11 protein-coding genes are annotated in these 12,893 nt (G+C 67.5%); 10 read left to right on the top strand and 1 reads right to left on the bottom strand.

The features are described 5' to 3' along the window. Positions 1-110 precede the first annotated feature (110 nt). The 7 genes from ppdK to wrbA all read left to right on the top strand — a co-directional run bounded on the left by ppdK (position 111) and on the right by wrbA (position 7,715). On the top strand, positions 111-2,789 hold the full coding sequence (gene ppdK, locus ASF26_RS15035) for a pyruvate, phosphate dikinase (protein WP_056255821.1): 2,679 nt from the start codon (positions 111-113) through the stop codon (positions 2,787-2,789). 210 nt (positions 2,790-2,999) lie between these two features. Continuing rightward, the gene (locus ASF26_RS15030) at positions 3,000-3,257 is read left to right on the top strand and encodes a hypothetical protein (RefSeq protein WP_056255498.1); all 258 of its coding nucleotides are present in this window, start codon (positions 3,000-3,002) and stop codon (positions 3,255-3,257) included. Positions 3,258-3,488: 231 nt separating this feature from the next. Next, positions 3,489-4,460, top strand: a complete 972-nt coding sequence (locus tag ASF26_RS15025; RefSeq protein ID WP_082477648.1) for a cell wall hydrolase — start codon at positions 3,489-3,491, stop codon at positions 4,458-4,460. A gap of 207 nt (positions 4,461-4,667) precedes the next feature. After that, entirely contained in the window at positions 4,668-5,279 is a 612-nt protein-coding gene (locus tag ASF26_RS15020) for a hypothetical protein (RefSeq protein WP_056255495.1), read from the top strand. 112 nt (positions 5,280-5,391) lie between these two features. Beyond that, a complete protein-coding gene (locus tag ASF26_RS15015) occupies positions 5,392-6,378 on the top strand; it encodes an MDR family oxidoreductase (protein ID WP_056255494.1) in 987 nt (328 codons plus the stop codon). Between the two features lie 42 nt (positions 6,379-6,420). Beyond that, a complete protein-coding gene (gene greA / locus ASF26_RS15010; protein WP_056255492.1) occupies positions 6,421-6,882 on the top strand; it encodes a transcription elongation factor GreA in 462 nt (153 codons plus the stop codon). Between the two features lie 233 nt (positions 6,883-7,115). After that, a complete protein-coding gene (wrbA, locus tag ASF26_RS15005; protein ID WP_018042435.1) occupies positions 7,116-7,715 on the top strand; it encodes an NAD(P)H:quinone oxidoreductase in 600 nt (199 codons plus the stop codon). A gap of 188 nt (positions 7,716-7,903) precedes the next feature. Here wrbA and ASF26_RS15000 read toward each other — a convergent pair whose 3' ends face one another. After that, complete coding sequence (locus tag ASF26_RS15000; protein WP_056255490.1) at positions 7,904-8,896, bottom strand: L-threonylcarbamoyladenylate synthase; 993 nt, start codon at positions 8,894-8,896, stop codon at positions 7,904-7,906. Positions 8,897-9,082: 186 nt separating this feature from the next. On the opposite strand from ASF26_RS15000, the gene ASF26_RS14995 reads away from it, so the two are divergent. The 3 genes from ASF26_RS14995 (at position 9,083) to ASF26_RS14985 (ending at position 12,889) form a co-directional block, all read left to right on the top strand. Continuing rightward, on the top strand, positions 9,083-10,849 hold the full coding sequence (locus tag ASF26_RS14995; RefSeq protein ID WP_056255487.1) for an acyl-CoA dehydrogenase: 1,767 nt from the start codon (positions 9,083-9,085) through the stop codon (positions 10,847-10,849). 427 nt (positions 10,850-11,276) lie between these two features. Continuing rightward, complete coding sequence (locus ASF26_RS14990) at positions 11,277-12,035, top strand: enoyl-CoA hydratase-related protein (protein WP_056255485.1); 759 nt, start codon at positions 11,277-11,279, stop codon at positions 12,033-12,035. Further along, positions 12,032-12,889, top strand: coding sequence for an SDR family NAD(P)-dependent oxidoreductase (locus ASF26_RS14985; RefSeq protein WP_056255482.1), 858 nt, complete (start codon positions 12,032-12,034; stop codon positions 12,887-12,889). Before ASF26_RS14990 ends, ASF26_RS14985 begins: the two co-directional genes overlap by 4 nt. Positions 12,890-12,893: the final 4 nt, after the last annotated feature.

Raw genomic sequence — 12,893 nt, 5'->3', positions numbered from 1 at the left:
TACACGCAAGGGGCCACGAACGGCCGTTCATCTTGCGTTGCAGCATGCAATGGTCCAACGCGGCATCTAGGGGTATGCTATCCCGAAGTGTTGCAAGCGGATCAATGACGATGGCGAAGTGGGTCTACTCGTTCGGCGACGGCAAGGCGGAGGGTCAATCCTCCATGCGCAACCTCCTCGGAGGTAAGGGCGCGAACCTTGCCGAGATGTCCAATCTCGGGCTCCCAGTCCCTCCGGGCTTCACCATCACCACCGAAGTCTGCACCTGGTACTACGACAACGGCCGCCAATACCCAGCCGAGCTGAAGGCCGAGGTCCAGGCCGCCCTCGATGCGGTGGGGGCGCTGACCGGGCGCGGCTTCGGCGATCCCGAGAACCCGCTCCTCGTCTCCGTCCGTTCCGGTGCCCGCGCCTCCATGCCGGGCATGATGGACACGGTGCTGAATCTCGGCCTGAACGACACCACCGTCGAGGCCCTGGCCGAGGGCGCAGGCGATCCGCGCTTCGCCTACGATTCCTATCGCCGCTTCATCACCATGTATTCGAACGTGGTGCTCGACGTGGAACACCACGCCTTCGAGGAGGCGCTGGAGCATTACAAGGAGACCAAGGGCTTCAACCTCGACACCGAACTCGGTGCCGAGGACTGGAAGCACATGATCGGTCTCTACAAGAAGATCGTCCGCGACGAGCACGGGTCGGACTTCCCGCAGGACGCGGAAGACCAGCTCTGGGGCGCCATCGGCGCGGTGTTCAGTTCCTGGATGATCCCGCGCGCCAAGAAGTACCGCGAGCTCAACGGCATCCCCGAGAGCTGGGGCACGGCGGTCAACGTCCAGGCCATGGTGTTCGGCAATATGGGCGATACCTCGGCCACGGGCGTCGCCTTCACCCGCAACCCCTCCACCGGTGAGCGCGCGCTCTACGGCGAGTTCCTCATCAACGCCCAGGGCGAAGACGTGGTGGCGGGTATCCGCACGCCGCAGGACATCACCGAGAAGGCGCGGATCGAGGCCAAGTCCGACAAGCCGTCGATGGAGCGGGCGATGCCCGAATCCTATGCCGAGCTGGTGCGGATCTATGGGCTGCTCGAGACCCATTACCGCGACATGCAGGACATGGAGTTCACCATCGAGAGCGGAAAGCTCTGGATGCTCCAGACCCGCAACGGCAAGCGCACCGCCAAGGCGGCCCTGCGCATCGCCGTGGATCTCGCCGCCGAAGGCCTGATCACCGAGGAGGAGGCGATCGGCCGGGTCGAGCCCGCCGCCCTCGACCAGCTCCTCCACCCCACCATCGACCCGAAAGCCGAGCGCAAGATCATCGCCTCCGGCCTGCCGGCATCCCCGGGTGCGGCCACCGGCGAGATCGTGTTCAACTCCGAGGATGCCGAGGCCGCCCGCAAGGCCGAGCGCAAGTGTATCCTCGTGCGGATCGAGACCAGCCCCGAGGATATCCACGGGATGCACGCCTCCGAGGGCATCCTCACCACGCGCGGCGGCATGACCTCCCACGCCGCCGTGGTCGCCCGCGGCATGGGCAAGCCCTGCGTCTCGGGCGTCGGCACGATCCGCGTCGATTACAAGGCCGGCACCCTCACGGTGGCGGGCACGACGCTGAAGGCAGGCGACAAGATCACCATCGACGGCTCCACCGGCCAGGTGCTCCTCGGCGAAGTGAAGATGCTGGAGCCGTCACTCTCCGGTGAATTCGCGACCCTGATGGGCTGGGCCGACAAGGTTCGCACCATGAAGGTGCGAACCAATGCCGACACGCCCACCGACGCCCGCGCCGCCCGCAATTTCGGCGCGGAAGGAATCGGCCTCTGCCGCACCGAGCACATGTTCTTCGAAGGGGACCGGATCGTCGCCGTCCGCGAGATGATCCTTGCCGACGATGTCGAGGGCCGCCGCTCGGCCTTGGCCAAGATCCTGCCCTATCAGCGCCAGGACTTCGTCGAGCTGTTCACGATCATGTCCGGCCTGCCGGTGACGATCCGCCTGCTCGATCCGCCGCTGCACGAGTTCCTGCCGCATACCGATGCGGAAGTTCAGGATGTGGCCAAGAGCACCGGGGTGTCCGAGGAGAAGCTCCGCCGCCGGATGACCGAGCTGCACGAGTTCAACCCGATGCTCGGCTTCCGTGGCTGCCGCCTCGCCATCGCTTTCCCGGAGATCGCGGAGATGCAGGCCCGCGCCATCTTCGAGGCCGCCGTCCAGGCCGCCAAGGAGACGGATGCCCCCGTTACCGCCGAGATCATGGTTCCGCTGGTCTTCACCCAGATGGAGTTCGACATCGTCAAGGCGCGCATCGACGCCATGGCGAAGGCCGTCACCGAGGAGACCGGCGCGGCGCTGTCCTACCAGGTCGGCACCATGATCGAGTTGCCGCGCGCGGCCCTTCGCGCCGGGGACATCGCCAAGACCGCCGAGTTCTTCTCCTTCGGCACCAACGACCTGACGCAGACCGCGCTCGGCATCTCGCGTGACGACGCCGCGACGTTCCTCGGGGCCTATACCCAGAAGGGCATCCTGTCCGCCGATCCATTCATCTCGATCGATCAGGAAGGCGTGGGTGAACTCGTTCGCATCGGCGTCGAGCGGGGCAGGGCGGTCCGCCCCGACATCAAGCTTGGCATCTGCGGCGAGCATGGCGGCGATCCGGCCTCGATCCATTTCTGCCAGGAGGTCGGCCTCGATTACGTGTCGTGCTCGCCCTATCGCGTGCCGATCGCGCGTCTCGCCGCCGCTCAGGCAGCCCTCGCGACGCGGGACAAGACCCGCGGCTGAGCGCCGGTCCTTGAGATTTCAGAAGACCCGAAAGGGCGGCCGATGGCCGCCCTTTTTCGTGGCGCAGTGCCATTGGAAATGTCGTTGAATAAATCTCCGAATACCCCTTGAACCGATGTCGCTTCGGCACGTTGAGTGCTAGTGCCAGACCAAAGCGCGACGACGCTCCCGGCTGGGTGGGACGGCATTCAACGCGCGGGAACGCCTACCATGAGCGACTCGAGCCAACCCCCTGTCTTCCTCTCCGAATCCTCGCATGCCGTGCCCGTGCCACGGGTGGTCCAGCAGGCCTATATCTGGGTCGTCTCGGCGCTCGGCGGTGTCGCGACCATCGCTCTTCTCGTCTTCGCGGTCGCGACGCAGAGCAGTGCCGATGCCGAGCGCATTACCGAGAGCAAGGGACGCTCCAGCGTCAATGCTCTCGTGGGCGCCCTCGCGGTGACACACGGTCGCCCCGGAAACCTCTGATCACTCTCTAATACGTCAGGACGACTTCGCGAGGACCGATCGAGGTCTTCGCGAGACGCGATCTCGTGCATCGTCTTAAGACACTCGCAACCATAACGCCCGATAGTTTGGATCGTCCCTTCTGGTCGCCCATGCGCGTGACCAGTGAGGCCAGGTCCCTAACCGGGTTGTTTGGTCGTGAGTACGAAACGCGTTCGCCGCCCCTGCCAACGGCCCTGGTTTCGCGCCTCCATGGTGCCGTGGACCCTCGCCCTCGGCTTCGTCGTCTCCTTCACGGCAAGCGCCGGAACCGACCCTTCCGCATCCGGCCTCACGGAACAGGGCGGGGCGAGGATCGCCTTGCGCCTCCCGCACGATACGCCGGGGGTTCGTCGCCGCGTCGATGCGAAGGCGACGGAACGGCTCTATCCGAACCATGAAGCCGGTGCCGGCCAGGACATGAAAGCGCCCGTCGTCAGGGTCGGCCTGTCGAGCGCCGATACCGGCCTTCTCGTTCCCGGCTCCGCGATCTGGTCGCCCGACCTCGAACCGGCTTCGGGTTTCACGCCCCCGCACGAGACGGTCGGCGAGGAGGAGACCGATGAACCGTCGGACGGCGCCACACCGGCCATTCCGCGCGCCGTCGCCTTGTCGTCCACGACACCGGCCCCGGCGGATGCCACGCCGATCGAAGTCGCGGCGGCCAGCCTGATGATTCCCGGCTTCTCGCCGCGAAAGGATCTCGGTGCCGGCATCACCGAGGCCGCCCCCGAGGACGCCCGGCACCGCTATGCCGACCTGATCGTCCCCGATTCCATCGACCGCGAGCAACGCTGCCTCGCCGAAGCAGTCTATTTCGAAGCCCGGAGCGAGCCCGAAGACGGCCAGGCGGCCGTCGCCCAAGTCGTGCTCAACCGCGTGAAAAGCGGGCTCTACCCGTCCAATGTCTGCGGCGTCGTCTACCAGAACCGCCACCGCTACATGGGCTGCCAGTTCTCCTTCGCCTGCGAGGGCAAGTCCCTACGCATCACCGACGGCCCCTCCTGGCAGAGCGCCACCCGCATCGCCAGCGCGGTGATCGAAGGCCGCACCTATCTCAGCGAGGTCGGAGGCGCCACGCATTACCACGCCGATTACGTGAAGCCGGGCTGGTCGAGGCGCCTGAAGAAGATGGACGTGATCGGACGTCACATCTTCTACCAGCTGAAGCGCGGCCAGACCTGAGACCGGTTTAACGAGCCGTGAATCGAACGGAAGGGCTTTACTTAAGCAGCGTGAAGATTGCGTAGTGTTAAGCCAGGGTTAATTTTACCCTGATCTGCGATAGAGCTTGCTCCGAAGGCAACTTGACCGCTTCTAATGCGTCGAAGGCTGCGTACCAACGCTGGGTGCGCGCCGATCACACCGCATTTCAGTGTCGAGGATTCGAGCATGACCGCGCCGGTCACCCATTTCACGTTATCCGTCTCCGCCCTTGCCGGCGCCCTGCTCGGTGCATCGATCCTTGCGACACCGGCTCAGGCCGGGGGCTGCGGCGGTGCCGAATGCTACCGGCATGTCACGACCCCTCCCGTCTACGACACCGTGTCCGAGCGGGTTCTCGTCCGCCCCGCCCGCACCGTCTATCGCTCGATTCCTCCGGTCTACGAGACCGTCTCCGAACAGGTTGAGGTCTCGCCCGGCGGCCGCGTCTGGCAGACGCGGCGTGATGCCTATGGCGAGACGATCGGCTGCTGGGTCGAGATTCCGCCGCGCTTCGCCGTCCGCCACCGCCGGATCCTGGCCCAGCCCGGTCAGACCATCCCGGAGACGATTCCCGCCGAATACGCCAGCGTCCAGCGCTCCGTCCTGGTCTCGCGCGGCCGGTCCGGCTGGGTGCCGACCCATGCAGGCCCCGGTTTTGCAGGCCCCGGTTATGCCGGCTCCCACCGCGCTCCGCTCATCGGCTCGATCCCCGACGCCTTCGGCATCACCGGCGCCAGTTCGGCCGATATCGGGGTCGGCCTCGGCTTCTCCACCGGCAGCATCTACGACGGCTACTGATCGGCCACGAGGCGAGGCCTCCACGGCCTCGGGCGCATCCGCGCTCGGGGCCGGCTTGATTCACGCCCGCCCCGCCACAGGTCATGACCGAGGCGTGAGGAGACCGACGGACATGGCGACGTTCAAGGCATGGGTGGTCGAGAAGGGCGAGGCGGGACAGAGCCTTCGCTTCACCGATTTCGACGAAGCGAACCTGATGGACGGCGACGTCACCGTCCGGGTCACGCACTCGACCCTCAATTACAAGGACGGACTGGCGATGACCGGGCGCTCGCCCGTGGTTCGCCGCTTCCCCATGATCCCCGGAATCGACTTCTCCGGCGTGGTCGAAAGCTCCGAGCATCCGGACTACGAGCCCGGCGATTCGGTGGTGCTCACGGGCTGGGGCGTGGGTGAGAGCCATCTCGGCGCCTATGCCGAGCGCGCGCGAGTGAAGGGCGATTGGCTCGTTCCGCTTCCGGACGGTTTGAAACCCGAAGAGGCGATGGCGGTCGGCACCGCCGGCTACACCGCCATGCTCTGCGTCATGGCGCTCGATGCCCATGGACTCAAACCCTCCGACGGGCCCGCCATCGTCACGGGCGCCTCCGGCGGTGTCGGATCGGTGGCGGTGGCGCTTCTGGCAAGCGCCGGGTGGCACGTCATCGCCGTCACCGGCCGCGCCGGCGAAGCGGATTACCTCACATCCCTCGGCGCCTCCGAGATCCTGGACCGGGCCGAACTCTCCAATCCCGGCAAGCCCCTGGCGAAGGAGCGGTGGGCGGCCGGGATCGACGCGGTGGGTTCGACGACCCTCGCCAATCTCCTCGCCGCCACGAAGGCCGACGGGGCCATCGCGGCCTGCGGCCTCGCCGGCGGCATGGACTTGCCGACATCGGTGGCACCCTTCATCCTGCGCGGCGTCAGCCTGTTCGGCATCAACAGCGTCACCACGCCCCTGCCCAAGCGCCGGGACGCCTGGGCGAGGATCGCGAGGGATCTCGACCGGGACCTCCTCGCCAGGATGACGAGCACCGTGCCACTCGCGCAAGTCGGTTCGCTCGCCGAAGACATCCTCGCGGGACGGATTCGTGGCCGCACCGTCGTCACCATCGGCTGAGGGCAAGCGGAACCGTTTCGATCCCGGAGCATTGCCGTTTCCATGAGCAGTGCATTCGTCAAAGAGCGTGAGGGCGGCGAAGCCTTCGAGGATCTTCCCGATCGTCCGATCTCGCCCCACTCCAACTTCGTCACCCCCCAGGGGCTCGCTCAGATGGAGTCAGAGGTGGCGCGGCTGCAGGCGGAGTTTTCCGCGCTGACGCCTGGGGCCAAGGCCGACGAGGCCCGCGTCACCCGCGACCTCGCCTACTGGACGGCCCGGCTCGGTTCGGCCGAACTGGTTGAGCCCTTGAGCGGCGACACCGTGCATTTCGGCTCCACCGTCACCATCGTCAAAGAGGACGACACCAAGCAGACGTTCCGCATCGTCGGCGAGGACGAGGCCGATCCTACGAAGGGGTCGATCTCCTACGTCTCGCCCATGGCGAAGGCGCTCACCGGCAAGAGCGTGGGCGACAGCGTCGAAGTGAACGGGCACGAGGTCGAGATCGAGGCGATTGCCTGATCGACGCGCGGCCGGCTCTATCCTGGCCGCCCGGTCCATAAAGGCAGAGCGCGCTGCCAGCCGACTTCCGTGCGGCCTTATCCCCACACGGTCCTACTCTCCAAAAGCGCCGCACCGCACCGTAAGAAGCGTACGGCTGCCATCCGAGAATAGGCACCCCCAGTCGCGCTTCGCGGACCGATATATGCCCCCGCATAAGACTGTTTTGCGGCATTCATGATGGAGCGAGCACGATGGCGAAGGTTCTGGTTCTCTACTACTCGTCCTGGGGACATGTTGAGCAGATGGCGAACGCCGTCGCGGAAGGTGCCCGAGAGGCCGGGGCCGAGGTCAGCGTCAAGCGCGTGCCGGAACTCGTCCCCGACGACGTCGCCAAACAGTTTCACTACAAGCTAGACCAGCAGGCGCCCATCGCCACCGTGGACGAGCTGGCCGATTACGACGCGATCATCTTCGGTACGCCCACACGCTACGGCAACATGGCCGCCCAGATGAAGCAGTTCATCGACCAGACCGGCGGCCTCTGGGCGCAGGGCAAGCTGATCGGCAAGGTCGGTTCGGTCTTCACCTCCACCGCCTCCCAGCATGGCGGTCAGGAGACGACCCTTACAAGTTTCCACACCGTGCTCTTCCATCACGGCATGGTCGTCGTCGGGTTGCCCTATTCCTTCGCCGGGCAGAACGGTGTCGAGCAGGTCAAGGGCGGCACGCCCTATGGCGCATCCACGATCGCCGATGGCGACGGGAGCCGCCAGCCGGCCGGCATCGAACTTGATGGCGCACGCTACCAGGGCAGGCACGTAGCCGGCATCGCCGCCAAGCTCGCCGGCTGAATTAGGCCCGGCCCATAGCAGGCCTCGCGCATCGCGCGGGGCTTTCGACGTGTGGGAGCGGCGACCAAGAAAAAAGGCTCGGATAAATCCGAGCCTTGAAGGAGAGAAGGTCATTGGGGGCTGAACCGACCTTCGTGAATCTGGAACGTCCTCGTCGTGGATGAGTTCCACGGTTTGTAGAAAAAATTTCATCGGGGTGCCGCAGCTCGGCTCAGCCTATCGTTGATCGCTTCTCCGAGCCCCGTCCGAGGGATCGGCGCGACGGCGATAATCCCGGTTCCAGCCTCGTCGAGACGACGCAACGCCGAGAACAGGGTGGCGGCAGCCTCCCTCAGGTCTCCTGCCACGCTCAGGTTCAGGCGCGCTGTCGCCGCCTCCGTTCCAGGGGGGTCCGCGGGGCCGAAGAGCAGGACCGCCTCGTGCGGTTCGACCCGCGATGCGTCCAGCCGCACGGCGGCCCTCGGCGCGTAATGGGAGGCGAGGAGGCCGGGACCGATCGGCGCCTTACTGGATTCGTGACCGGCATCGAGGGCAAATCCCAGGATCGCCTCGATCGCCTCGCGCGTCGCGCCGCCGGGACGCAACAAGCGAGCGCGACCGTCGAGACAGGCGACGACCGTGGATTCCAAGCCGACCGGGGTGCTGCCGCCATCGAGAATGGCGGCGATGCGGCCGTCGAGATCGGCGAGGACGTGCTCGGCACGGGTCGGGCTCACACGGCCCGAGCGATTGGCGGAGGGCGCCGCCACCGGCCGCCCGACTTTTTCGAGCAGGGACAGGGCGACGGGATTGGCCGGGACGCGCAGGGCCACGCTGGGGAGACCGGCGCGGGCCAGGTCGCTCACGGTTCCGCCGGGTGCAACCGGGACGACGAGCGTAAGCGGACCGGGCCAGAACGCCTCTGCGAGGCGCAGGGCGGTACCGTCGAACACGCCCTCGCGCCGGGCGGCATCGAGACCGGGCACATGGGCGATCAACGGGTTGAAGCTCGGCCGCTCCTTGGCCGCATAGATCCGCGCGACGGCCTGGGCATCGGAGGCATCGGCGCCGAGGCCGTAGACCGTCTCCGTGGGAAACGCGACGAGCCCGCCATTCCGCAGCAGTTGCGCGGAGCGCTCGATCCCGGTCTCGCCGATGTCCAGCCTCAGCGTTTCGCCGGGGATTGACCCGAGATCGTTCATATCTAAACTATTCCCTGCCTGAAGGGCGTCGGGCTCGGTGCCGCATCATCGACGGGCACTGCCTATCCCCGTGAACCCGTCTTGCCTATGCCTGGGAGCACATGGCGCGAGGGGCCGTATCGCCGGGTCGGCTCGCGCGTCAAACTCAGGTGAAGCGTCGCTCAAGACGACGCGGGAGGAACGTCCATGACCTATCGCACGCCAGTCGCCGAAATCCGCTTCGCCCTGCGCCACGTGGCCGGGCTCGATGCCGCCATCGCCTCGGGAGCCCATGGCGACCTGACGATGGAGGACGCGGACGCGATCCTTCAGGAGGCGGGCCGGGTGGCGGATGCGGTTATCGCGCCGCTCAACCCGGTGGGGGACCGCCAGGGCGCCCGTCTCGCCGACGGCGCCGTAACCACGTCGCCGGGGTGGCGCGAGGCCTATCGCACCTGGATCGAGGGCGGCTGGAACGGGCTCAGCGCCGAGGCCGATCACGGCGGCCAGGGCCTGCCCCTCCTGCTGAATGCGGCCTGCAGCGAGATGTGGAATGCCGGCAGCATCAGCTTCGCCCTGTGTCCTCTGCTCACCGCCGGCGGGATCGAGGCCTTGGCCAAGCACGGTTCCGACGATCTCAAGGAGCGCTATCTCGAAAAACTCGTCTCCGGCGAGTGGACCGCCACGATGAACCTCACCGAGCCCCAGGCGGGGTCGGATCTGTCGCTGCTGCGCAGCCGGGCGGAGCCCGCCGGCGACGGGACCTACCGGATCGTCGGCTCGAAGATCTACATCACCTATGGCGAGCACGACCTGACCGACAACATCGTCCACCTCGTCCTCGCCCGGCTGAAGGACGCACCGGCCGGAACGCGTGGCATCTCCCTGTTTCTCGTGCCCAAGATCCTTCCCGACGGCAGCCGCAACGACCTGCGGTGTTCCGGCCTGGAGCATAAGCTCGGCATCCACGGCTCTCCCACCTGCTCCATGACCTTCGGCGACAACGGCGGCGCCACGGGCTGGCTGATCGGCGAGGAGAACCGGGGCCTCGCCTGCATGTTCACGATGATGAACTCGGCCCGCCTCAATGTCGGGCTGCAGGGGGTGGGCGTCGCCGAACGGTCTTACCAGCAGGCCCTGGCCTATGCCCGCGACCGGCGCCAGGGCAAGGCGGCGGGCTCGTCCGATCCCGTGAGCCCCATCGTCGACCATGCCGACGTGCAGCGCATGCTGCTGACGATGAAGGCCTATACGGCGGCCGCGCGGGGCATCTGCTACCTCACGGCGCAAGCCCTCGACGCGGCGCGCGGGGCCGAGGGCAAGGCCGGGCTCGACCGGGCGTCGCTGCTGACCCCAGTGGCCAAGGCCTTCTCCACCGACATCGCCAACGAGGTGACGTCGCTGGGCGTTCAGGTCCATGGCGGCATGGGCTTCGTAGAGGAGACGGGCGCGGCCCAGCACATGCGCGACGCCCGCATCCTCGCCATCTACGAGGGCACCAACGGCATCCAGGCCATCGATCTCGTGGCGCGCAAGCTGCCGCTGAATGGCGGAGCCACCGTGCGGGCGCAGCTGGCCTCCATGCGTCGCGTGGCGGAGGCGGTGCAGAAGGATGCGACTCCGGCCTTCGGCCATCTCGGGCCGCGCCTCCGCGCCGGCATCGAAAGCCTCGACCGGGCGACGAGCTACCTCCTCAAGGCGCTGGCCTCCAACCGGCCGGAGGAGGCCCAAGCCGGCGCGACGCCGTATCTGCGCCTGTTCGGCCTCGCGCAGGGCGCGACCTGTCTCGCCCTTGCGGCCTTGGCCTCGAATGCCGCCCTCAAGACCGGCGAAACCGATCCCGCCCACGCCGCCCGCATCGCGCTGGCGCGGTTCTTCGCCGAGAACCTCCTCACGGCGGCGGGCGGGCTTGAACAGAGCGTCGTCGACGGCGGCGGGTTCACGCAGGACGGTATACTGGCTTTGGCCGGGTGAGTACGAAGACCCTCCCCCACGGACCTAGGGCTTGCCCGTGGTTCCCATCCCAGGTGCCCAACTCGGGAAGATCCGACTTGGGTTTTAGAGGGAGCAATTGGAGATGAAAGGGGAGGATGCTTCAAGCGGAGCGGCGGGTGCGCATCCCCTCGCCCCGCTTGCGGGGAGAGGGCCGCGACGACCTTGTCGTCGACGCGGCGAGGCGGCAGCCGACGGTGAGGGGGCGGACCCGAAGGAGTCTCATCCGGACTCGCCCCCTCACCCTCGCTTCGGCTTCGCCTCTCGCTCATCGCGGACACGACAAGGTGCCCGCGATCCTCTCCCCGCGCGCGGGGAGAGGGCGGCTCTCTCCTCCGTTCGACGAATAGGACGCATGCGATAGCTCTGCCGCAAAGGGGAGAGGGATCGCCGGAAAGCGAGGACACACATGACCGAACACATCGCGATCCACGACACACCGGACGGCGTGCGACTCATCCGTCTCGACCGGCCGGAGAAGAAGAACGCGCTCACCGGCGCCATGTACGATGCCATGCGCGACGTGCTCGCGCAGGCGGATACATCTGAGAGCATCGGCGCCATCGTCTTCGCCGGGACGCCGGGCGCGTTCAGCGCCGGCAACGACCTCGCCGATTTCGTCGCCGGCGCGCGAAAGCCCTTCACCGAGGCGCCGGCCCTTCACTTCATCCGCCAGCTCGCCCGGACGACGACACCGATGGTGGCGGCGGTGGACGGGATCGCGGTGGGAATCGGCACGACGCTGACGCTGCATTGCGACCTCGTCTATGCGAGTCCGGCGGCGCGGTTCCGGATGCCGTTTGTGGAACTCGGACTCGTGCCGGAAGCGGCCTCGTCCTACCTGCTGCCGCGCCGGGTCGGGATCCTGAAGGCCACCGAACTCCTCCTTCTGTCGCAACCGTTCGATGCGGAGGAAGCCCTGCGCCTCGGCCTCGTCAACGCCATCGCGCCGAGCGACCTCCTCCTCGATCACGCCCTGGCCCAGGCCGCGCGCCTCGCTGCCCTTCCGCCCGGTGCGGTCGCCGCGACCCGCAGGCTCATCCGCGGTAACCAGGCCGAGGTCGAGGCCGCCCTCGAAGCTGAGGCCGTGGCCTTCGAGGCGCGGCTGCGGGCGCCCGAAGCGCAGGAGGCGTTCGCGCGCTTCCTCGGCAAGTCGAAAGCCTCATGAGCGGGCGCGCCTCCGTCCCGGATCTGAGCCGGACGATCTGCCTCGTCGCGGGCGCATCACGGGGAGTCGGCCGAGGCATCGCCCGTGGGCTGGGGGAGGCCGGGGCCACGGTGATCGTCACGGCCCGGTCGAGCGAGACGGGGCCGCGCACCGAGGGCAGGCCAGAGACCATCGAGGATACGGCGCGCGAGGTCGATGCCGCCGGGGGCGAGGGCCACCACTACCTCTGCGACCACACCAGCGAACGGGCGGTGGACGGCCTCGTCCACTGGATACTGCGTCGCTTCGGCCGGATCGACGTAGCGGTCTCGAGCGTCTGGGGCGGCAACGAAGGCTTCGACGGGGAGAGCTACGCCGACGGGATCGAATGGGGCACGCCGTTCTGGCGCCGCTCTGCCGAGTCGTTCTCGCAGGTCTTCGAGACCGGCCCCTATCCGGCGCTGCTCCTCGCCAGAGCCGTGGCGCCGGCGATGGTCTCGGCGAAACGCGGCCTCATCGCCTTCGTCTCATTTGACACCGAGACCGGCTACCTCGGCGACGTGTTCTACGATCTCGCCAAGGCCAGCACCAACCGGCTCGCCTTCGCCTGCGCCCGGGAACTCGCCCCCCATGGGGTCACCGCGCTCGGCCTTTCGCCCGGCTTCGTCCTCACGGAGCGCGCGCGGGACAACGGCCATGCCGACCGGGCGACGGAGAGCCCGCTCTATGCGGGCCGGGCGCTGGCGGCTCTCGCCGCCGATCCCGATGTCCAGGCCCGCGCCGGGCGCATCCTGCACGCGGGCGATCTGGCCGCCGAATACGGCTTCACGGATGCCGACGGCACGACGCCGCCGCGTTTTGAACTCGGATCGTGAGAAG

It is taken from the genome of Methylobacterium sp. Leaf93, from assembly GCF_001422345.1.
Classification (GTDB): domain Bacteria; phylum Pseudomonadota; class Alphaproteobacteria; order Rhizobiales; family Beijerinckiaceae; genus Methylobacterium; species Methylobacterium bullatum.
Note: the sequence above shows the minus strand (reverse complement) of the source record. Positions and strands in the feature narration are given on the sequence as shown.

Coding starts and splice junctions, on each gene's coding strand:
- ASF26_RS15020 (WP_056255495.1), top strand. CDS start 4,668: ATGACCGCGCCGGTCACCCATTTCACGTTATCCGTCTCCGCCCTTGCC.
- ASF26_RS15030 (WP_056255498.1), top strand. CDS start 3,000: ATGAGCGACTCGAGCCAACCCCCTGTCTTCCTCTCCGAATCCTCGCAT.
- wrbA (WP_018042435.1), top strand. CDS start 7,116: ATGGCGAAGGTTCTGGTTCTCTACTACTCGTCCTGGGGACATGTTGAG.
- ASF26_RS15015 (WP_056255494.1), top strand. CDS start 5,392: ATGGCGACGTTCAAGGCATGGGTGGTCGAGAAGGGCGAGGCGGGACAG.
- ASF26_RS14990 (WP_056255485.1), top strand. CDS start 11,277: ATGACCGAACACATCGCGATCCACGACACACCGGACGGCGTGCGACTC.
- ASF26_RS15000 (WP_056255490.1), bottom strand. CDS start 8,896: ATGAACGATCTCGGGTCAATCCCCGGCGAAACGCTGAGGCTGGACATC.
- ASF26_RS15025 (WP_082477648.1), top strand. CDS start 3,489: ATGGTGCCGTGGACCCTCGCCCTCGGCTTCGTCGTCTCCTTCACGGCA.
- ppdK (WP_056255821.1), top strand. CDS start 111: ATGGCGAAGTGGGTCTACTCGTTCGGCGACGGCAAGGCGGAGGGTCAA.
- ASF26_RS14985 (WP_056255482.1), top strand. CDS start 12,032: ATGAGCGGGCGCGCCTCCGTCCCGGATCTGAGCCGGACGATCTGCCTC.
- greA (WP_056255492.1), top strand. CDS start 6,421: ATGAGCAGTGCATTCGTCAAAGAGCGTGAGGGCGGCGAAGCCTTCGAG.
- ASF26_RS14995 (WP_056255487.1), top strand. CDS start 9,083: ATGACCTATCGCACGCCAGTCGCCGAAATCCGCTTCGCCCTGCGCCAC.